The sequence below is a fragment of the Pseudomonas sp. Pseusp18 genome (assembly GCF_059506005.1).
This window is the reverse complement of record NZ_CP169240.1, coordinates 838271-858481: the sequence shown is the minus strand read 5'-3', so window position 1 is coordinate 858481 and position 20211 is coordinate 838271. Positions and strand designations below refer to the sequence as shown.

Below are 20211 nucleotides of genomic sequence, written 5' to 3'. Positions count from 1 at the left end.
TCCTTTTCCGAACAATTTAGTATGATTTTTATGCTGCAAAACAAACAAAGCTATAGAAGTCACCGTTTAATCAGAAGCTCACCCCAATTATTCGTTTGCTACGCGTCTCTATCTTTCGAAGCTTCGCACAACCCCAGACATATTCCACAGGATCGGCAAGATATTTCTGAAATGCTCTGGGTCCGCACTCGACCAGAACTGTGCGGGGCGAGCAGGCCCCTCGGCCAGCAATTCTCGCTCGGCCAGCAGACGCTGGAGCTGCCGCGCCACAGCGGCGCCGGTATCAATCAAGCTGATGTTTTGCGGGAGCATCTGCTTTAGCAGCGGCTTTAAAAAGGGATAATGCGTACAGCCCAGAATGATCGTATCTGCACCTGCAGCCAGCAGCGGCTCGACATACCCTCGCAGCAACTGACGCAATGTCTCGCTGTGCAGATCGCCATTTTCAATCAGCTCCACCAGCCCGGGGCACGGCTGAGTAATCACCCGTACATCGGTGGCGAAACGATCGAGCAAGGCAGCAAACTTGGCACTCTGCAAAGTACCGGTGGTGGCGAGCACGCCGACCACACCGCTACGCGTCGCCGCAGCGGCCGGTTTGACCGCAGGCTCCATGCCGACGATAGGCCACTCGGGGTAATCGCGCCGCAAGTCCGCAACGCCGGCCACCGTCGCGGTGTTGCAAGCCAGCACCAGCGCCTTGGCGCCTTGCTGCTGAAAGAACCGCGCCATGACACTGCAACGCTGGCGGATGAATGCCGGGGTTTTCTCGCCGTAGGGAATATTCCCGCAATCGCCGAAGTACAACAGAGACTCGTTTGGCAGCAACTGCTGGATCTCGGCCAGCACGGAGAGTCCACCGACGCCGGAATCGAACACAGCAATCGGCGCTTCACGCATGGCGCGACCCGCAGACGCTGCAGCCTGGATCACGCTTGACCCGCAATTCACGGAAGCGTGAGCCCAAGGCATCAATCAATAACAGGCGCCCCACCAGCGGCTCGCCGAACCCCACCAGCAGTTTCAGCGCTTCCAGTGCCTGGAGGCTGCCGACCAACCCGACCAAAGGACCGACGACGCCCGCCTCGCTGCAGGTCAACTCGGCCTCGCTGCCGTGCCCGTATAAACAGTGGTAGCACGGGCTCTCTGGACGACGCGGGTCGAACACCGACAATTGCCCTTCCAGGCGAATCGCCGCACCGCTGACCAGCGGCTTGCGCGCGGCCACACACGCAGCGTTGACCGCCTCGCGGGTGGAAAAATTGTCGGAACAGTCCAGCACCAGATCCACCGTGGCAACAGCGGCGGCCAGCGAATCCTCGTCCAATGCAGTGCGATGGGCGATCAGCTGAATCTCTGGATTGATCGCGGTCAGGCGACGGATCGCCGAATCGACCTTGCTCAGGCCGACGCTGTCGGTGTCGTGAACGATCTGGCGTTGCAGATTGGTCAGGTCGACCGTGTCGAAGTCCGCCAGATGCAACTCACCGACACCAGCCGCGGCCAGGTACAGCGCAACCGGCGACCCGAGGCCACCGAGACCGATAATCAGCACACGGCTTTCCTTGAGCCGTAACTGGCCGTCGATGTCGACGTGTTGCAGCAGAATCTGCCGGCTGTATCGCAGCAATTCCTGATCATTCAGCACGGCAAGCGCCCCAGACTGATGCGTTGGTGACCGCCCAGATCGGTGCGGCTATGGACTTCTTCAAAGCCACGGGTCAGCAGCAAATCGCACACTGAGCAGGCTTGATCGTAACCGTGTTCGAGCATCAACCAACCACCCGCTTCAAGATAATCCGGTGCCTGGGCGACGATCAGACGCAAATCGTCGAGCCCATCGACACCCGCCACCAAGGCACTGGCCGGCTCAAAGCGTACGTCGCCCTCCACCAGATGCGGATCGGTCGAAGCGATGTAGGGCGGATTGCTGATGATCAGTTGAAAACGCTGGCCTTCCAGGGCACTGAACCAATGACTGCTCAACACCGTGGCATTGTTCAGGTTCAAGCGCTGACGATTGCGCTCGGCCAGGGCCACGGCTTCCAGCACGCGATCCACGGCGGTGACCTTCCAGGCAGGACGCTCGCTGGCCAGCGCCAGGGCGATGGCACCACTGCCGGTACCCAGATCGAGCACCTTGGCTGGGGTGGCCGGCAACAGTTCCAACGCTGCTTCCACCAGCAATTCAGTGTCGGGACGCGGAATCAACGTGTGGGGCGCGACTTCCAGGTCGAGCTTCCAGAAGCCTTGCTGACCCAGAATATAGGCCACTGGCTCACCGCTGCGGCGGCGCTGCAAATACTCGGCAAACTTCAGTGCCGCTTCGCTCGGGACGATACGCTCAGGCCAGGTGTGCAGAAAGCTGCGGGACTTGCCCAAGGCCGCCGCCAGCAGCAATTCGGCATCCAGGCGCGCGGTGGGCGAATCAGGCAAATCGGCGGCGCGCAGCAAACTGGCAATGATCGTCATTTACTCACCTATCGCTGCCAATTGATCGGCCTGGTATTCGGCCAGCAACGGTTCGATCACCGCATCCACGCCGCCCGCGAGAATTTCGTCGAGCGAATACAGCGTCAGGTTGACCCGATGGTCGGTGACCCGGCCCTGGGCGAAGTTGTAGGTACGGATCCGCTCGGAGCGGTCACCGGAACCGACCAGCAATTTACGCTCGCTGGCGATGGCATTGGCCGCGGCACTGGTCTGCTGGTCGTTGAGTTTGGCCGACAGCCAGGACATCGCCCGGGCGCGGTTCTTGTGCTGGGAACGTTCTTCCTGGCACTCGACGACAATACCGGACGGCAAGTGCGTGATACGAATCGCCGAGTCGGTCTTGTTGACGTGCTGACCACCGGCACCGGAGGAGCGATAGGTGTCGACCCGCAGATCCGCCGGGTTGATCTCGATGGCTTCCTGCTCGTCCGGCTCGGGCAATACCGCCACGGTGCAGGCCGAGGTGTGGATGCGACCTTGAGACTCAGTGGCCGGAACCCGCTGCACACGGTGCGCACCGGATTCGAACTTCAGTTTGCCGTAGACGTTCTCGCCTTCGACACGGGCGATAACTTCTTTATAGCCACCGTGTTCGCCTTCGTTCTCCGAGAGAATCTCTACCCGCCAGCCACGCCGCTCGGCGTAACGCGAATACATGCGGAACAGGTCGCCGGAGAAAATCGCCGCTTCATCACCGCCAGTGCCCGCGCGGATTTCCAGGAACACGTTACGACCGTCGTTCGGATCCTTGGGCAGCAGCATGCGTTGCAGGCTGGCTTCGAGCTCGATCAATCGCTCCTTGGCTTCGCGGACTTCTTCCACGGCCATTTCACGCATGTCCGGGTCGCTGTCCTTGAGCAGTGCCTGTGCGCCTTCGAGGTCGCCCTGCACTTTAAGCAGCTGTTTATAGGTGTCGACGATCGGCTCGACCTCCGCGTATTCCTTGGAATAGGTGCGGAATTTGTTCTGATCGGAAATGACTTCGCCATCGCCAAGCAGGGCGGTCAATTCCTCGAAACGGTCCTGGAGGATGTCCAGCTTATTGAGCAGTGACGCTTTCATTGCGGTTTCTTATCCGAAAAGCTATCCGATGAGCCCTCACCGAGGGCAAAGAGTTCCTGGGCCATGGCCAGCGCATCGAGGCGGCCTTCGGCAGAGAGCTTTTTCAATTGCACGCTCGGGGCATGCAAGAGTTTGTTGGTCAGGCCACGGGCCAGTTGCACCAGCACGTCCTCGGCGCTGCTGCCGTTGGCGAGCATGCGCTGGGCCTTCTGCAATTCTTCGTCGCGCAGGCGCTCGCTTTGTTGACGATAAGCCTTGAGCACATCCACCGCCGCCAGTTCGCGCAGGCGAACCATGAAATCTTCGGCTCCGACCGACACCATCTCCTCGGCAGCCTGGGCAGCGCCCTGACGGCTCTTGAGGTTTTCGGCGACCACTTCGTGGAGATCGTCGACGCTATACAGGTAAACGTCGTCCAACTCGCCGACTTCCGGTTCGATATCCCGAGGGACTGCGATATCCACCATGAAAATCGGCTTGTGCTTACGCAATTTCAAGGCACTTTCCACCGCGCCTTTACCGAGAATAGGCAACTGGCTGGCGGTGGAACTGATGACGATGTCGCTGCGCACCAGTTCTGTCGGGATGTCCGAGAGCAACACCGCATGGGCGCCAAACTGCTCGGCCAGGGTGCTTGCGCGCTCCAGGGTACGGTTGGCGACCACGATTCGCTTCACACCCAGCTCATGCAGATGGCGGGCGACCAGGGTGATGGTCTCGCCGGCGCCGATCAACAAGGCCTGGCTGCGTTGCAAATCACTGAAAATCTGTTTCGCCAGGCTGACCGCGGCAAACGCCACTGACACCGGGTTTTCACCGATGGCGGTGTCGGTTCGCACCTGTTTGGCCGCATTGAACGTGGCCTGGAACAAACGCCCGAGTAGCGGACCAATGGTGCCCGCCTCGCGAGCCACGGCGTAGGCCGATTTCATCTGGCCAAGAATCTGTGGTTCACCCAACACCAGCGAATCGAGCCCGGAGGCGACCCGCATCATGTGACGAACTGCCGCATCATCTTCATGCACATAAGCGCTTGCACGCAGTTCTTCGAGGCTCAAATGATGATAATCGGCCAGCCAGCGCAGCACGATGTCAGCCGAAAGGTGATCCTGTTCTATATACAGTTCACTGCGATTGCAGGTGGAGAGGATCGCAGCTTCGCGGCTGTCGGTGAGTCGGCAGAGCTGCTGCAAGGCCTCAACCAGCTGCTCAGGGGTAAAGGCCACGCGCTCGCGGACGTCTACTGAAGCAGTCTTGTGGTTAATACCGAGTGCAAGGAAGGCCATTCAAGGTCGCTGATGGTGACGTGAAGCCGACAATTGTCCTACTTCGACAGAGCCAGAACAACCACTCGATATCTATCGTCCCGGTTGACGCCGCCGAAGCTGCGATCCGTTCTCGTTTACACCAGCGCCGGGCCTGCAGGGATTGCGTGCGCGGGTAAATTGGCCGGGCGGTTATGTTTGACCGAAGGCTTGTGTCATGATGATCCGACCGCAGGTTAGTCGTCCTCTTCCTATATGAATAGATCTTCCGCGTTGCTCCTCGCTTTTGTCTTCCTCAGCGGCTGCCAGGCCTTGGCACCCGTTTCGTCGGACGGTACGCCGCCGGTCGAAGACAGCACCCCGGCGCCTGAAAAGCCCAAGGTTTACAGCTCGTTCAGCGAAGAAACCGTCTTCAGCCTGTTGAGCGCCGAAGTGGCTGGCCAGCGCAATCGTTACGACATTGCCCTGGACAACTACGTGACCCAGGCCATCAATACCCAGGATCCGGGCATCTCCGAGCGGGCATTTCGCATTGCCGAATACCTGGGCGCCGATCAAGCGGCCCTCGACACCTCGCTGATCTGGGCAAAAAACGCCCCGAACGATCTCGAGGCGCAACGGGCGGCGGCCGTGCAACTCGCCCGCGCCGGGCGTTACGACGACTCCATGGCTTATATGGAAAAAGTCCTGCAAGGCAAAGGCGACACTCATTTTGACTTCCTCGCCCTGTCTGCGGCCGATACTGACCAGGAAACCCGCAACGGCCTGATGAAAGGTTTTGACCGTTTGTTGCAGCGCCACCCGCACAACAACCAGCTGATTTTCGGCAAGGCCTTGCTGTTGCAACAGGATGGCGACGCCAAAGGCGCGCTGACCCTGCTCGAAGACAACCCGCCGGAAGAAGGCGAAATAGCGCCGATTCTGCTGCGCGCGCGCCTGCTGCAAGGGCTCAGCCGTGGCGGTGAAGCCTTGCCGTTACTGCAAAAAAGCATCAAGAAATACCCGGACGACAAACGCCTGCGCCTGACCTACGCGCGCATGCTGGTCGAACAGGACCGCATGGACGACGCCAAGGTCGAGTTCTCGAGCCTGGTGCAGCAATACCCGGAAGACGACGAACTGCGTTATTCGTTGGCTCTGGTCTGCCTGGAAGCCAAGGCCTGGAACGAAGCAAAAGGTTATCTGGAAGACTTGATCGCCAGGGAAAGCCATGTCGACTCAGCTCACCTGAACCTTGGGCGTATCGCTGAAGAGCGTAACGACCCCCAGGGCGCGCTGATCGAGTACGCCCAGGTCGGGCCGGGCAACGATTACCTGCCAGCGCAATTGCGTCAGGCCGATATTCTGATGAACAACGGCAGGACCGCCGAAGCCCAAAAACGTCTTGCGGCCCAGCGCGACGAGCAACCCGATTACGCCATCCAGTTGTACCTGATCGAAGTCGAAACCTTGTCGGCCAACAAACAGGGCGACAAGGCCTGGAACGTCTTGCAGCAAGCCCTGCAGAAATTCCCGGATGATTTGAATCTGCTGTATACCCGAGCCATGCAGGCGGAAAAGCGTAATGACCTGGCGCAGATGGAAAAAGACCTGCGACTGATCATCAAACGCGACCCGGACAATGCGATGGCGTTGAATGCCCTCGGCTACACCCTGTCCGACCGCACCACGCGCTACGCCGAAGCCAAGGCCCTGATCGAACAGGCGCACCAGTTGAACCCGGAAGACCCGGCCGTTCTCGACAGCCTCGGCTGGGTGAATTTCCGCCTGGGCAACCTCGACGAAGCCGAGCGCTATTTGCGCCAGGCGCTGGAGCGCTTCCCCGATCAGGAAGTTGCCGCTCATCTGGGCGAGGTCCTGTGGGCCAATGGCAAACAACGCGAAGCCAAACAAGTCTGGAGCAAGTTCCTCAAGGAGCAGCCCGACAGCCCTACCCTGCGCAGCACCATCAAGCGCCTGACCGGATCAGAGACTCTTTAAGATTATGTTTTTGCGCCACATCATCGTTTTCAGCTTCATCGCCCTGCTCGCCGGTTGCGCGGGCTTCAGCGCCCGTGAATCGGTCGGGGGACACGGTAACCCGGCCCAATGGCGCGAGCACAAACAACAACTGAGCAGCCTCGACGGCTGGCAGATCAACGGCAAGATCGGTATCCGCGCGCCAAAAGATTCGGGCAGCGGCACCCTGTTCTGGCTGCAACGCCAGGATTACTACGACATCCGCCTCTCCGGCCCACTGGGTCGTGGCGCAGCCCGCTTGACCGGGCGCCCCGGCAAAGTCTCGCTGGAAGTGGCCAATCAGGGCCGTTATGACGCGTCGACCCCGGAAGCCCTGGTCGAAGAACAACTGGGCTGGAAATTGCCGGTGTCCCATCTGGCGTGGTGGGTTCGCGGTCTCCCGGCCCCGGACAGCAAAAGTCGTCTGACCCTGGACGTCGACAGCCGCCTGGCCAATCTTGAACAGGATGGCTGGCAGGTCGAGTACCTCAGTTATGCCGAGCAAAACGGCTATTGGCTGCCCGAGCGGATCAAACTGCACGGCACCGACCTTGATGTCACGCTGGTGATCAAGGACTGGCAACCGCGCAAACTGGGGCAGTGAAGATGACTACCCCACGCCTGACACTGCCCTCGCCCGCCAAACTCAACCTGATGCTGCATATCCTCGGTCGCCGTGAAGACGGTTACCACGAGTTGCAGACGATTTTTCAGTTTCTCGATTACGGCGATGAAATCACCTTCGCCGTTCGCGACGATGGCGTTATTCGATTGCACACCGAATTCGCCGACGTCCCTCACGACAGCAACCTGATCGTCAAAGCCGCGAAAAAACTCCAGGAGCAATCCGGTTGCTCGCTGGGCATCGACATCTGGATCGAAAAAATCCTGCCCATGGGCGGCGGAATCGGTGGCGGCAGTTCGAACGCGGCGACCACGTTGCTGGGCCTCAATCATCTTTGGCAACTGGGCTGGGATGACGACAGGCTGGCCGCGCTGGGCCTGACGCTTGGCGCCGACGTCCCGGTTTTCGTGCGTGGCCACGCGGCTTTCGCCGAGGGCGTGGGGGAGAAACTCACGCCTGTAGAACCCGAGGAACCGTGGTATCTGGTGCTTGTGCCGCAAGTATCTGTAAGTACAGCAGAAATTTTTTCAGATCCGCTGTTGACACGTAACACTCCTCCCATTAAAGTGCGCCCCGTTCCCAAGGGAAACAGTCGAAATGACTGCTTGTCGGTGGTAGCAAGACGTTATCCAGAGGTACGTAACGCCTTGAATTTGCTAGGTAAATTTACCGAAGCAAAACTCACCGGAACTGGAAGTTGTGTGTTTGGGGGCTTCCCAAGCAAAGCTGAAGCTGATAAAGTCTCGGCCCTTCTTACAGAGACCCTTACAGGGTTTGTAGCAAAAGGAAGCAACGTTTCGATGTTGCATCGCAAGCTGCAAAGTCTGCTCTAAAAGGAATCGGGTACTGGGTACTCGTAGCAACAGATACAGGGGCGTCGCCAAGCGGTAAGGCAGCAGGTTTTGATCCTGCCATGCGTTGGTTCGAATCCAGCCGCCCCTGCCATTTTCCTATACTCATCCAGGTTACCCTCAGCCTTCAGGTACTGCGCGTGTCCAAGATGATGGTCTTTACGGGGAACGCTAACCCCGATCTGGCTCGGCGTGTCGTACGTCAGCTGCATATCCCTCTCGGTGACATCTCTGTCGGTAAGTTTTCCGACGGCGAAATTACAGCCGAGATCAATGAAAACGTCCGCGGTAAGGATGTCTTCATTATTCAGCCGACTTGCGCTCCGACCAACGATAACCTGATGGAACTGGTAGTGATGGCTGATGCCTTCCGCCGCTCCTCGGCTACTCGTATCACTGCTGTTATTCCTTACTTTGGTTATGCCCGTCAGGATCGCCGTCCGCGTTCCGCACGTGTGGCTATCAGCGCGAAAGTCGTTGCTGACATGCTTACCGTAGTCGGCATCGACCGTGTTCTCACGGTTGATCTGCATGCTGACCAAATCCAGGGTTTCTTCGATATTCCGGTAGATAACATCTACGGCTCCCCGGTACTGGTGGATGACATTGAAGATCAGCGCTTCGAAAACCTGATGATCGTGTCCCCGGACATTGGCGGCGTCGTGCGTGCACGGGCTGTTGCCAAATCCCTGGGCGTGGATCTCGGGATCATCGACAAACGCCGTGAGAAAGCCAATCACTCTGAAGTGATGCATATCATCGGTGATGTCGAAGGGCGTACCTGTATTCTGGTCGATGACATGGTCGATACCGCCGGCACTCTGTGTCACGCGGCCAAGGCCTTGAAAGAGCATGGCGCTGCCAAGGTTTTCGCCTACTGCACGCACCCTGTGCTGTCGGGTCGGGCGATCGAAAACATTGAAAATTCCGTGCTGGACGAGCTGGTGGTGACGAACACCATCCCGCTGTCCGCTGCAGCACAAGCCTGTGCGCGTATCCGCCAACTGGATATCGCACCGGTAGTTGCCGAGGCGGTCCGCCGCATCAGCAATGAAGAATCGATCAGCGCGATGTTCCGTTAAGGGCCCTGCCCTTTTCATTACATCCTGTTGACGAAAAGCGCCCCGCCCCGGCATTCATGTCGGGGCGGGGCTTTTTTGCCCATATCGCCTTTAGCGCTGGTCGCAAACGCTGGGGCGAATGTGGTTATTTTGGAGATACAACATGAACGATTTTACTCTGAATGCTGAAGTGCGTTCCGACCTGGGGAAAGGTGCGAGCCGCCGCCTGCGTCGTCTCGCAAGCCTGGTTCCAGCTGTAGTTTACGGTGGCGAAAAAGCCCCTGAATCCATCAGCATGCTGGCTAAAGAAGTTGCCAAACTGCTCGAAAACGAAGCGGCTTACAGCCACATCATCGAGCTGAACGTTGGCGGCACCAAGCAAAACGTAATCATCAAGGCTCTGCAGCGTCACCCGGCCAAAGGCCACGTGATGCACGCTGACTTCGTACGCGTAGTTGCTGGCCAAAAGCTGACCGCTATCGTTCCAGTGCACTTCATCAACGAAGCTGCTCCGGTGAAGAAAGGCGGCGAGATTTCGCACGTTGTTGCTGAAATCGAAGTGTCCTGCCTGCCAAAAGACCTGCCTGAATTCATCGAAGTTGACCTGGCTAACGCCGAAGTCGGCTCGATCATTCACCTGTCCGACATCAGCGCTCCTAAAGGCGTTGAATTTGTTGCTCTGGCTCACGGTAACGACCTGGCTGTTGCCAACGTTCACGCTCCACGTGTTGCTCCAGAAGCTGCAGAAGGCGCTGCAGAGTAAATTCACTCTGTACGCCGGAGTGACCGGTAACATCGCGGACTAGAGCGTAGCGAGAAAGCGGGCGAGAACGCGGAGTTTACATAATGGTAAATGAGCACTTGTCGTCCACTTTCGCCGCACTCCCTGATGGCGGCGATGTTATCCACCACTTCAAGGAAGGGCCCCTATCGTGACTGCCATCAAACTGATCGTTGGCCTGGGAAATCCAGGCGCTGAATACGAACAGACCCGGCATAACGCAGGGGCCCTTTTTGTTGAGCGCATCGCGCAGGCACAGGGTGTCAATCTTGTGGCCGATCGCAAATATTTCGGCCTGACCGGGCGCTATTCGCATCAGGGTCAGGATGTTCGTCTACTGATTCCCACCACCTACATGAACCGCAGCGGCCAGGCCGTAGCGGCACTTGCCGGCTTCTTTCGCATTACGCCTGAAGAGATTCTGGTGGCGCATGACGAACTCGACCTGCCTCCGGGCGTTGCCAAGCTCAAACAGGGCGGCGGCCATGGCGGTCATAACGGGTTGCGCGACATCATTGCGCAACTGGGCAATCAGAATACCTTTCACCGCCTGCGGCTTGGCATTGGCCACCCGGGCGTTGCCAGTATGGTTTCAAACTTCGTCCTGGGTCGTGCGCCACGCGCCGAACAGGAAAAACTCGATGCCAGCATCGACTTTGCCCTCGGCGTGCTGCCGGATATCCTCGCCGGGGAATGGAACCGCGCGATGAAAAACCTGCACAGCCAGAAGGCCTGACTCTTACCCGAGGGGAAACACCATGGGATTCAATTGCGGCATCGTCGGCCTGCCTAACGTCGGCAAGTCCACCCTGTTCAACGCCCTGACCAAATCCGGTATCGCGGCCGAGAACTTCCCCTTCTGCACCATCGAGCCCAACAGCGGTATCGTGCCGATGCCGGATCCGCGCCTGGAAGCCTTGGCGGCCATCGTCAAGCCCAAGCGTATCCTGCCGACCACCATGGAATTCGTCGATATCGCAGGCCTGGTGGCCGGCGCCTCGAAAGGTGAAGGCCTGGGCAACAAGTTCCTCGCCAACATCCGCGAGACCGATGCCATCGCCCACGTGGTCCGCTGCTTCGAAGACGAGAACGTGATTCACGTCTCCAACAGCGTCGACCCGAAACGCGACATCGAGATCATCGACCTGGAACTGATCTTTGCCGACCTCGACAGCTGCGAGAAGCAACTGCAGAAAGTCGCTCGTAACGCCAAGGGCGGTGACAAGGATGCAGTGGTCCAGAAAGGCCTGCTTGAGCAGCTGATCGCTCACTTCACCCTGGGCAAGCCTGCGCGCAGCCTGATGAAGAACATGAGCACCGACGAGAAGCAGGTGATTCGCGGTTTCCACCTGCTGACCACCAAGCCGGTCATGTACATCGCCAACGTCGCTGAAGACGGTTTCGAGAACAACCCGCTGCTGGACGTGGTCAAGGCCATCGCCGAAGAAGAAGGCGCCGTGGTGGTTCCGGTCTGCAACAAGATCGAAGCCGAGATCGCCGAACTGGAAGACGGCGAAGAGAAAGACATGTTCCTCGAAGCCCTGGGCCTCGAAGAGCCTGGCCTGAACCGCGTAATCCGCGCCGGCTACGAAATGCTGCACCTGCAGACCTACTTCACCGCCGGTGTCGAAGAAGTCCGTGCCTGGACCGTCCGCGTCGGTGCTACCGCACCGCAAGCCGCCGGCGTGATCCACACCGACTTCGAAAAAGGCTTCATCCGCGCCGAAGTTATCGCCTATGACGACTTCATCCAGTACAAAGGCGAAGCCGGCACCAAAGAAGCCGGTAAATGGCGCCTGGAAGGCAAGGACTACATCGTTAAAGACGGCGACGTGATGCACTTCCGTTTCAACGTGTAAAGAGGAACCGTGGTTTTCCACGGACCTCGATAGACACAAAATCCCCGTAATCACTCGCTGATACGGGGATTTTGCTTTTTGGGATCCTGGTAGCGCGCAACCCTCTTACATGTGCTCTGCTAGATTGAAAACGGCTCATCCGTGATCTGGAGAACCGTCATGCTGGAGAAATTTGAACGCTATCCACTCATGTTCGGCCCTACGCCGATCGAGAAACTGAATCGCCTATCGGCGTGTCTCGGGGGCAATATCGAGCTCTATGCCAAACGAGAGGATTGCAACTCCGGGCTTGCGTTTGGCGGTAACAAGATCCGAAAGCTGGAATACATCATTCCCGATGCCAGTGCCTCGCAGGCGGATACGCTGGTGTCCAGTCAAACCACACGCGCCAGGTCGCGGCTGTCGCTGCCAAACTCGGCATGAAGTGCAGTCTCGTTCAAGAAAGCTGGGTTCCATTCCCGGATGCGGTCTACGACCGGGTTGGGAATATCCTGATGAGCCGCGTGCTGGGAGCGGAAATTGACGAAACGGCTGAATATTTTGAGGATCCTGAAACAGGTATAAACCTCATTCAGTACGCGACATCTTTTTTCGTGGATAAAACCAGCACAACAAAGGCTACGGCGGCTCCTTTATCAGGAACCGCCACCGCGATGTTCACACTCGGTACTTACTCCGATTGAAGAACATCGAAGACCCCGCCCCCACTACCGCGATTGCAAAGATCCCGACATCAATGCTGCCAATGTAGGGTGGCAGCACAAACATCACGCCAAAGCCCAGACCGACCAGAGCAATACCGAGCCATTTCCTGAGTACGTAGCTCCTTACGCAAGTGTACAGCAGCACCATCCCCACACAGGCCAACGCATACTGACTGTAGAGATTCATGGGCCTATGTTCCTTGGGACTTGATGATCATGGAAGACACCGAGCGCTGCGGTCCGATGCCGCCGCTGACTTGAGCGTCCAGACTGACGATGATATCGCCAGCGTGATAGGTCGGTAGCTTGCTCTTCACCAACTCTCGGCCAAAATAGCCGGCCGCTGGCCCGACAGCGATGCCAATAACCGGTACTTTAGAGCCAGCCGCCATAAAGATCCCGGCGGTAACGTTGGCAATACTCATGCGCTGGTCGTTAAGCAGGTCACCCTGCTTGCGGGTCAGCGGGCTGGAGATACCTACCATCATTTCGCAGGGCAGGTCCTTGGCGAGCATCTTGTCATACAGCTCGACCAGCAAACTGCTGACCTCAAAATGGGCCGATTTCGCCTCCCCGAAATGGAGCGTCCTGAGGCCACTCCGGTCACTGGGGGTGATGCTGAAACGGGTGACGCTGAAGACAATGCCGTGATTGGCAATAAATTGATTCCTGTCAAACTCCACTGCTCGCGTCCTTATCGAGTCCAGAAAGGCGCGAAGTGTCCACCAGGATAGTGATTTGCGCAAATTGCAATCACGGCTGCAGGTGCCCGCAGGCGCTCCGGGTCAGACTTTTTTGGTCCGTGGCAGAAAGATCGCCAACACCCCAAACAGCGGCAAGAACGAACACAGGAAGTACACATACTCGATGCCGCGAATATCCGCCAAATGCCCGAGCAACGCCGCGCCAATCCCGCCGAAGCCGAACATCAAGCCGAAGAACACTCCCGCAATCATCCCGACATTTCCCGGCACCAGCTCTTGCGCATACACCACGATAGCGGAGAACGCCGAGGCCAGAATGAAACCGATCACCACGCTCAACACACTGGTCCAGAACAGGTCCACATGGGGCAGCAGCAGCGTGAACGGCGCCACACCGAGGATCGAGAACCAGATCACCGCCTTGCGCCCGATCCTGTCGCCGATCGGCCCGCCGAAGAAGGTCCCTGCCGCTACCGCGCCGAGAAACAGGAACAGATGCAACTGCGAGCTGGCCACCGACAGGTCGAACTTCTCGATCAGGTAGAACGTGAAGTAACTGGTGAGACTGGCCATGTAGAAATACTTGGAGAACACCAGCAACCCCAGCACCACCAACGCACTGATCACCCGGCCTTTTGATAAACCGTGCGTCGCTGCCTGACCTTGTTTGAGTTTGAACAGGTTCAAGTGATTGGCGTACCAGCGGCTGATCCGGTACAGCACGAACAACGCAAACAGCGCGAACAAGCCGAACCAGGCCACATTGCCCTGACCATAGGGAATGATGATCGCTGCCGCCAACAACGGCCCGAAGGCCGAGCCCGCATTACCGCCGACCTGAAACGTCGATTGCGCCAGCCCGAAACGCCCACCCGAGGCCAGTCGCGCGACGCGAGAAGCTTCCGGGTGAAAGGTCGACGAGCCGATGCCGATCAACCCTGCCGCCAGCAGGATCATCGGGAAGCTGCCGACCACCGACATCATCAAAATGCCGATCAATGTGCAAACGGTGCCGGCCGGCAACAGCCAGGGCTTGGGATGGCGATCGGTGTGGTAACCAACCCACGGCTGCAACAGCGAGGCCGTCAGTTGAAAAGTCAGGGTAATCAGGCCGACCTGAGTGAAAGTCAGGCCATAGTTGGCCTTGAGCATCGGATAGATCGACGGCAACACCGCCTGAATCAAGTCGTTGATCAAATGCGCCAGCGCCACTGCGCCGATGATGCGCATGACCAGCGGACTGCTTTGTGAAGGAGCGGGCGCCGATGTCACGGCGGACTGGACGTTGCTGATGGCCATGGGAGTTTCCGTACTGCGGATGGGTGCGCACTGGCAGGTCGGTCAATGTGCCATTTTTCGGTGCAGTCACGCCATCCCCTTAGCTTGCTAACGACCTCAAAAAGGTGATAGCGCAAAGCCATGGTCTGAATCTTGCCTTGCTTATCCGCTTCAACGCGGCCCCTTACAAAGGGGACCGAGAATGGGAAGTTTCGCTACAGAGTCGGCCTACAGAGCGGACCAAGGTGAACTTTCGAGGCCTTTTAGAAGGACATCAGTCGCGGTCGCAATGGCCTCGACGCACGCCAATGGTGCGTGGTGTCCAGAGGAGTCATGGGGCATGCAGGCTTTTTTATCACCGGGGATCGGGCTGCTGGGGCGTTTCGGCTTCGCGCGCAAATTTCAGCTGCTGTTTCTGCTGTTTATCCTGCCGCTGGCAGGCAGCTTGTGGATGATCGGCCAAGACTATCGTGACAAGTTGAACCTGATCTCCGGCGAACGCGCCGGGGTCCGGCAATTGATAGCCCTGGATGCGCTCGACAACTTGCTCTCCGCCCAGCGTGACCGCGCCGCGCGCTGGCGCGCCACCGAAACCAATCGCCAGCCGACGCCAGCAACCATCGCGGCGATGGCAGCGTTCGACACGGTTCAGCCGGCCGTGGCCCAAGCAATCACAGACTTGGGCAATGCCTTGAAAACCGAAGGCGCCGAGGGCGAGACCCTCACCCGCTATCAAGCCCTGCAAAGCGCCCTCACCGGCCTGGATTCGAAAAGCCTGAGCAGCGTTGGATGGTGGCCGGACGGCTACGATCGCTTTACCAATGCCTTGAGCGCCCTGCAAGCCTTGCGCGAACAAATCGCCATGGACAATCGCCTGACCCTCGCGCCATGGCTGGAAACTTATCTGCTGACGCAGATCTCCACTCAACACGCACCGGACCTGATCGAACGGGTCGGTCGCCTCGCCGCGGTTGGTCAAGCTTCGGTGGTGTCCGGGCAGTTCACTCTGCAAAGCCGTCTGCAATTGCGTGACTTGCGCAGCCGCATCGGCGATGCTCGGGAACAGCTGGTGAAAACTGGTGGCCTGCTGGAAGCGCGCCTGCCCAGTGCCCTGCAAACCTGGGCCGGGCAGTACCATGACAGCCTCAAGCAGCTGGATACCGGCTTGAAAGTGCTGGACGACGGCGTCTTCGGTGGCAGCATCAACCTCAAGCCCGAAGACTTCGAACGCAGTCTCGACGCCCTCCTCGGTAACCTTGCCTCGCTGCGCCAGCAATCGTTGGTTTCTCTGGATCAACGGCTGGATTATTACCACGGCTCGGCCATCCGCCAGTTCATCCTGGTGGCGACAATTTTTGGCTGCCTGCTGCTGGCCGCGCTGTACCTGTTCATCTGTCTACAGGCCTCGATCCGTCGCAGCGCCAGCGGCATCACACTGTTGGCCGAAGCACTGCGCGACGGCAACCTGAGCCTGCAAGTACCAGTACAGGGCCGCGACGAATTGGCAGCGATCAGCACCTCGCTTAACGTCGCGGTGGTACAACTGCGCAACAGTTTGTTGGGGGTCGATCACGAAACCCTGCAGTTGAGCAACGCGGTGCGCACGCTCAACGATCACTCCAGCGGTGCCCTTGGCGAAGTCGAAGCCCAGCAGTTGCAAATCAGCCAGATCGCCGCTGCGGCCACGCAATTGGCCGCCACCTCACAAGGGGTCGCCCAGAGTTGCGAACAGGCGTCTGGCAGCGCTCAGCACACCCAGCGCATCGCCGCCGACAGCAGCCGCGACAGTCAACGCACGACAGCGAGTATTCAGCAGCTCAATCAGCGGTTGAACGAAACGGCGGCGGCACTGGGTCGGGTCAGCGAGCAAGGACAGCAGATTCAATTGGTGGTCGATACCATTCGCGGCGTGGCCGAGCAGACCAACCTGCTGGCCCTCAACGCCGCCATCGAGGCCGCACGGGCTGGCGAGCAAGGTCGCGGCTTTGCGGTGGTGGCCGATGAAGTGCGCAGCCTGTCGCAACGCACCCAGTCCTCCACCGCGCAGATCGCCGGCACCGTCGACAGCCTGCGCAGCACCGTGAACGAAGCGGTAAGCCTGATGGAAGCCGCCTGCGGCCAGGCGCAATCGGATGCGCAAGCCGTCACCGGTCTTGGCGAACGCCTGGGGGAAATCGCCAGCGCGGTGCAAAGCGTCACCGACACCCTGGCACAAATCGCCACTGCCGTTGAAGAGCAAGCGAGTACCGCCGATGAAGTCAGCGGCAACATCCAGCAAGTCGATCAGGCGGCGGTACGCTTGCTCGAAGGCGCGCGGGCGGTGAACCTCGCCGCGGACACCTTGAGCCAGGGCAGCAAGGCCTTGAGTGCGAATACCGGGAGATTTCAGCTCGGTTGATGCCCTCCGCTGACCCGATTTTTCGGGTCAGCGGGATAAGCGGTTGAAAGTGTGGAGAAATATTTTAGATTTACGCTTGACGCATCGTCGTTCCAGGTGAATAATGCGCGCCACTTGGCTACATAGCTCAGTTGGTTAGAGCATAGCATTCATAATGCTGGGGTCCGGGGTTCAAGTCCCTGTGTAGCCACCAAGTACTAAAAACGGCTTACCGAAAGGTAGGCCGTTTTTTTATGCCTCGAGAAAAGTGGCGGAATTTGCGTAGCACTCCTTCGACCGATAAAGTCCCCGGACCTTTTATCCCATGGACGGAGTGCCTCGCGTGTTCTCAGCCTTCCACTTGAACCGCTATCGCCTGTCAGCCTTTTCGCTGATCGCCACCGCTTTAACCCTCGCCGCGTGTAACGCCCCGCCCTCTTCGCCTTCGGTCTCGACCTTACCGGCTGCGCCGGAAATCACCTCTGGTTATCGCACCGACCTGCAGACGCGGCACGCCTCCAGACACATGGCCGCAGCCGCCAACCCGTTGGCGGCCGAAGCCGGGCGGGAGATGCTACGCGAGGGTGGCTCGGCGATTGATGCGGTCATTGCCATGCAAGCGGTGTTGACGCTGGTCGAACCGCAATCGTCGGGTATCGGCGGTGGCGCATTGATTGTGCTGTGGGATGGCAAGGCCGTGCGCACCTACGACGGTCGCGAAACCGCACCGGCTGGCGCCACCGAGAAACTGTTCCTGCAAGCCGACGGCAAACCGATGCCTTTCACCCAGGCGCAGATCGGCGGGCGCTCGGTGGGTACGCCGGGTGTGTTGCGGGCGTTGGAGCTGGCCCATCAAAAGCACGGTCGGCTGCCGTGGGCGAGGTTGTTCGAACCCGCCATCAAACTCGCCGAGCAAGGTTTCGCCATCTCGCCACGCCTGCATCAGTTGATCGCGGCCGACGCGTTTATCCAGCGCTCACCGGACATGGCCGCCTACTTTCTGACTGCCGATGGCCATCCGAAAGCCGTCGGTACACAGCTGAAAAACCCGGCACTCGCCGCAGTGTTCAAGCGCATCGCCAAGGAAGGTCCCGACGCGCTATACACAGGCACCATCGCAAAAGAGATCGTCGCCAAGGTTCAGGGCCATACCAACCCCGGCAGCCTGTCGCTGAGCGATCTCCAGGGCTACCAGGCCAAGGAACGCGCGCCGCTGTGCACCGACTACAAACGCTGGCAAGTGTGCGGCATGCCGCCGCCGTCATCGGGCGGAATCGCCGTGGCGCAAATCCTCGGCACCTTGCAGGCCCTGGAAACCCGCGACCCACGCTTTGCCCTGGCACCACTCAAACCGGTCAAGACCAGCAAACCAGCGGGCATAGAGCCAGCCCCTGAAGCCGTGCACCTGATCGCCGAAGCCGAGCGCCTGGCTTATGCCGATCGCGCGCAGTACGTCGCTGACACCGACTTCGTACCCGTGCCGGTCAAAGGATTGGTCGACCCGACTTATCTGGCGACACGCGCGACCTTGATTGGCGAGCGCAGCATGGGTCAGGCCAAACCCGGCACCCCGCCGGGTATTCAGGTCGCCTACGCACCGGACCGCTCGCCGCTGCGCATCTCCACCTCGCAGGTGGTGGCGGTCGACGACGAGGGCGATGCCGTGTCCATGACCACCACCGTGGAAGCGGCATTCGGCTCACACTTGATGGTCCAGGGTTTTCTGCTCAACAACCAGATGACCGACTTTTCGTTCATCCCCGAAGAGCAAGGGCAAAAAGTCGCCAACCGCGTCGAACCCGGCAAACGCCCGCGCTCGTCCATGGCACCAACACTGATCTTCGACCGCCAGAGCGGTGAGTTCCTGGCCACCGTCGGCTCGCCCGGCGGCTCGCAGATCATCGAGTATGTGGCCAAATCCACTATTGGCCTGCTCGACTGGAGCCTGGACCCGCAAGCTGCCATCAACCTGCCCAACTTCGGCAGCCGCAACGGCCCGACCGAACTGGAACAAGGTCAATTCAGCCCGGCACTGATTCAGGCGCTGAAGGACAAGGGGCACAGCGTGAGCGAGATCGACATGACCAGCGGAACTCAGGCGATTGTTCGGGTCAAGGATGCGCAGGGAAAAGCGGCATTGGCCGGCGGGGCTGATCCGCGGCGCGAGGGGGAAGCATTGGGGGATTGAGTCGTACGCAGGAACGAGGAAAGGCTTACTGAGAGGTAGGCCTTTTTTGATTGGAGAAGAATCCTGATCAAGTGTCACGCGTAGCCTTTTCCTACCCTCAAATTGCTACCTCTTGGATAGAGTGTGGAAACCGTTTTTATCTCGAAAACCATGTTAACCCACCTCATCAAATCAGCTATCGGCAGTGCCTGTTTGCGGGAGTCGGATTTACTCCCCACATGTCGGCTACTCCGCCACATACTTGTACAAGTCCCACTACGGGACTAGGATCACTCCATGAGAATTATCGCCATCAGTCACCTGAAAAGTTTTTGGGAGAGATACCCGGATTCAGAACAACCTTTTCTGGCCTGGATTGACGAAGCAAGGAAAGCGGACTGGAAGACGCCTGCTGACATCAAGGCACACTTTGCCACCACCAGCATTCTCAAAAGCCGCAGAGTCGTGTTCAACATCAAGGGCAATGACTTTCGGTTAGTAGTCGCGGTGGCCTATCGTTTCGGCGCCGTATACATAAAATTTGTCGGCACCCACAAGCAATACGATGGGATCGACGCTGATACCATCGAAATGGAATAACCCATGAACATTCATCCGATTCACACCGACGAGGACTACCGTGTAGCCCTCAAAAACGTATCGGCACTATTCGACAATGAGCCTGAGCCGGGAACCCCCGAAGGCGATTACTTCGACATCATGATTACCCTCATCGAGGCCTATGAATCGAAGCAGTTTCCGGTCGACCTACCCACTCCGATCGACGCGATCAAATTTCGTATGGAGCAGTCCGGCCTGTCCCCCGCTGATCTGGCACCAGCCATTGGCCGGACAAACCGGGTTTATGAAGTACTCAACGGTAAGCGTGCGTTGACGCTTCCGATGATCTGGAAGCTTCATGATCTATTTGGGATACCAGCCGAAAGTCTGATAAAGCCGGTGAAGCAGGCCTGAACTTTTTAGGG

General features: G+C 58.7%; 19 protein-coding genes, 2 tRNA genes and 1 pseudogene. 14 read left to right on the top strand and 8 right to left on the bottom strand.

What is annotated here, in order from left to right; translation table 11 throughout:
- Positions 1-108: 108 nt before the first annotated feature.
- Genes murI through hemA form a run of 5 tightly spaced genes read right to left on the bottom strand, consistent with a single transcriptional unit; the run spans position 109 to position 4841 of the window.
- Positions 109-900, bottom strand: coding sequence for a glutamate racemase (gene murI, locus ACEN9A_RS03700; protein WP_019651153.1), 792 nt, complete (start codon positions 898-900; stop codon positions 109-111).
- Positions 893-1648 carry a molybdopterin-synthase adenylyltransferase MoeB gene (locus ACEN9A_RS03695; protein ID WP_258672374.1) on the bottom strand — a complete coding sequence of 252 codons (756 nt, stop codon included), beginning with the start codon at positions 1646-1648 and terminating at the stop codon, positions 893-895. The genes murI and ACEN9A_RS03695 overlap by 8 nt, the downstream gene beginning before the upstream one ends.
- Complete coding sequence (gene prmC / locus ACEN9A_RS03690; protein ID WP_019651151.1) at positions 1642-2472, bottom strand: peptide chain release factor N(5)-glutamine methyltransferase; 831 nt, start codon at positions 2470-2472, stop codon at positions 1642-1644. Before prmC ends, ACEN9A_RS03695 begins: the two co-directional genes overlap by 7 nt.
- On the bottom strand, positions 2473-3555 hold the full coding sequence (gene prfA / locus ACEN9A_RS03685) for a peptide chain release factor 1 (protein ID WP_007939759.1): 1083 nt from the start codon (positions 3553-3555) through the stop codon (positions 2473-2475).
- A complete protein-coding gene (gene hemA, locus ACEN9A_RS03680; RefSeq protein WP_026346024.1) occupies positions 3552-4841 on the bottom strand; it encodes a glutamyl-tRNA reductase in 1290 nt (429 codons plus the stop codon). Before hemA ends, prfA begins: the two co-directional genes overlap by 4 nt.
- Before the next feature lie 234 nt (positions 4842-5075).
- Here hemA and ACEN9A_RS03675 point away from each other — a divergent pair, with 234 nt between their 5' ends.
- From ACEN9A_RS03675 to ACEN9A_RS03635, 9 genes and pseudogenes are all read left to right on the top strand, one after another.
- Entirely contained in the window at positions 5076-6800 is a 1725-nt protein-coding gene (locus tag ACEN9A_RS03675) for a tetratricopeptide repeat protein (protein ID WP_258672372.1), read from the top strand.
- A 4-nt stretch (positions 6801-6804) separates the two neighbouring features.
- Entirely contained in the window at positions 6805-7422 is a 618-nt protein-coding gene (gene lolB / locus ACEN9A_RS03670) for a lipoprotein insertase outer membrane protein LolB (protein ID WP_018929569.1), read from the top strand.
- A 2-nt stretch (positions 7423-7424) separates the two neighbouring features.
- Positions 7425-8276, top strand: a complete 852-nt coding sequence (gene ispE / locus ACEN9A_RS03665) for a 4-(cytidine 5'-diphospho)-2-C-methyl-D-erythritol kinase (protein WP_258672371.1) — start codon at positions 7425-7427, stop codon at positions 8274-8276.
- Positions 8277-8313: 37 nt separating this feature from the next.
- Positions 8314-8388: transfer RNA gene (locus ACEN9A_RS03660), tRNA-Gln, on the top strand.
- A gap of 46 nt (positions 8389-8434) precedes the next feature.
- On the top strand, positions 8435-9376 hold the full coding sequence (locus tag ACEN9A_RS03655; RefSeq protein WP_003171603.1) for a ribose-phosphate pyrophosphokinase: 942 nt from the start codon (positions 8435-8437) through the stop codon (positions 9374-9376).
- Positions 9377-9518: 142 nt separating this feature from the next.
- Positions 9519-10118: a 50S ribosomal protein L25/general stress protein Ctc gene (locus tag ACEN9A_RS03650; RefSeq protein WP_018929567.1), complete on the top strand. Its 600-nt coding sequence runs from the start codon at positions 9519-9521 to the stop codon at positions 10116-10118.
- A 169-nt stretch (positions 10119-10287) separates the two neighbouring features.
- A complete protein-coding gene (gene pth / locus ACEN9A_RS03645; protein WP_019651146.1) occupies positions 10288-10872 on the top strand; it encodes an aminoacyl-tRNA hydrolase in 585 nt (194 codons plus the stop codon).
- A gap of 22 nt (positions 10873-10894) precedes the next feature.
- Positions 10895-11995, top strand: coding sequence for a redox-regulated ATPase YchF (gene ychF / locus ACEN9A_RS03640; RefSeq protein ID WP_018929566.1), 1101 nt, complete (start codon positions 10895-10897; stop codon positions 11993-11995).
- 159 nt (positions 11996-12154) lie between these two features.
- Positions 12155-12540: pseudogene (locus tag ACEN9A_RS03635) on the top strand (pyridoxal-phosphate dependent enzyme); the annotation flags it as partial.
- 112 nt (positions 12541-12652) lie between these two features.
- Here the strand turns inward: ACEN9A_RS03635 and ACEN9A_RS03630 are convergent.
- The 3 genes from ACEN9A_RS03630 to ACEN9A_RS03620 form a co-directional block, all read right to left on the bottom strand.
- Positions 12653-12886 carry a hypothetical protein gene (locus ACEN9A_RS03630; RefSeq protein WP_019651144.1) on the bottom strand — a complete coding sequence of 78 codons (234 nt, stop codon included), beginning with the start codon at positions 12884-12886 and terminating at the stop codon, positions 12653-12655.
- Between the two features lie 4 nt (positions 12887-12890).
- Positions 12891-13382: a hypothetical protein gene (locus ACEN9A_RS03625; RefSeq protein WP_258672370.1), complete on the bottom strand. Its 492-nt coding sequence runs from the start codon at positions 13380-13382 to the stop codon at positions 12891-12893.
- 102 nt (positions 13383-13484) lie between these two features.
- On the bottom strand, positions 13485-14702 hold the full coding sequence (locus tag ACEN9A_RS03620) for an MFS transporter (protein ID WP_019651142.1): 1218 nt from the start codon (positions 14700-14702) through the stop codon (positions 13485-13487).
- Positions 14703-15021: 319 nt separating this feature from the next.
- On the opposite strand from ACEN9A_RS03620, the gene ACEN9A_RS03615 reads away from it, so the two are divergent.
- From ACEN9A_RS03615 to ACEN9A_RS03595, 5 genes are all read left to right on the top strand, one after another.
- A complete protein-coding gene (locus ACEN9A_RS03615) occupies positions 15022-17079 on the top strand; it encodes a methyl-accepting chemotaxis protein (protein ID WP_019651141.1) in 2058 nt (685 codons plus the stop codon).
- Between the two features lie 116 nt (positions 17080-17195).
- A tRNA-Met gene (locus ACEN9A_RS03610) sits at positions 17196-17272 on the top strand.
- Positions 17273-17401: 129 nt separating this feature from the next.
- Positions 17402-19246 (top strand): gamma-glutamyltransferase, encoded by a 1845-nt coding sequence (gene ggt / locus ACEN9A_RS03605; RefSeq protein WP_258672369.1) that lies wholly within the window; start codon positions 17402-17404, stop codon positions 19244-19246.
- Between the two features lie 276 nt (positions 19247-19522).
- Positions 19523-19825, top strand: a complete 303-nt coding sequence (locus ACEN9A_RS03600; RefSeq protein WP_019651139.1) for a type II toxin-antitoxin system HigB family toxin — start codon at positions 19523-19525, stop codon at positions 19823-19825.
- 3 nt (positions 19826-19828) lie between these two features.
- Positions 19829-20200, top strand: coding sequence for a helix-turn-helix domain-containing protein (locus ACEN9A_RS03595; protein WP_026346021.1), 372 nt, complete (start codon positions 19829-19831; stop codon positions 20198-20200).
- Positions 20201-20211 lie beyond the last annotated feature (11 nt).

Bases quoted from the DNA above. Each gene is read 5' to 3' on its own strand.
- murI (WP_019651153.1), bottom strand. From the start codon at position 900: ATGCGTGAAGCGCCGATTGCTGTGTTCGATTCCGGCGTCGGTGGACTC.
- prmC (WP_019651151.1), bottom strand. From the start codon at position 2,472: ATGACGATCATTGCCAGTTTGCTGCGCGCCGCCGATTTGCCTGATTCG.
- prfA (WP_007939759.1), bottom strand. From the start codon at position 3,555: ATGAAAGCGTCACTGCTCAATAAGCTGGACATCCTCCAGGACCGTTTC.
- hemA (WP_026346024.1), bottom strand. From the start codon at position 4,841: ATGGCCTTCCTTGCACTCGGTATTAACCACAAGACTGCTTCAGTAGAC.
- ACEN9A_RS03675 (WP_258672372.1), top strand. From the start codon at position 5,076: ATGAATAGATCTTCCGCGTTGCTCCTCGCTTTTGTCTTCCTCAGCGGC.
- lolB (WP_018929569.1), top strand. From the start codon at position 6,805: ATGTTTTTGCGCCACATCATCGTTTTCAGCTTCATCGCCCTGCTCGCC.
- ispE (WP_258672371.1), top strand. From the start codon at position 7,425: ATGACTACCCCACGCCTGACACTGCCCTCGCCCGCCAAACTCAACCTG.
- ACEN9A_RS03650 (WP_018929567.1), top strand. From the start codon at position 9,519: ATGAACGATTTTACTCTGAATGCTGAAGTGCGTTCCGACCTGGGGAAA.
- ychF (WP_018929566.1), top strand. From the start codon at position 10,895: ATGGGATTCAATTGCGGCATCGTCGGCCTGCCTAACGTCGGCAAGTCC.
- ACEN9A_RS03630 (WP_019651144.1), bottom strand. From the start codon at position 12,886: ATGAATCTCTACAGTCAGTATGCGTTGGCCTGTGTGGGGATGGTGCTG.
- ACEN9A_RS03620 (WP_019651142.1), bottom strand. From the start codon at position 14,702: ATGGCCATCAGCAACGTCCAGTCCGCCGTGACATCGGCGCCCGCTCCT.
- ACEN9A_RS03615 (WP_019651141.1), top strand. From the start codon at position 15,022: ATGCAGGCTTTTTTATCACCGGGGATCGGGCTGCTGGGGCGTTTCGGC.
- ACEN9A_RS03600 (WP_019651139.1), top strand. From the start codon at position 19,523: ATGAGAATTATCGCCATCAGTCACCTGAAAAGTTTTTGGGAGAGATAC.
- ACEN9A_RS03595 (WP_026346021.1), top strand. From the start codon at position 19,829: ATGAACATTCATCCGATTCACACCGACGAGGACTACCGTGTAGCCCTC.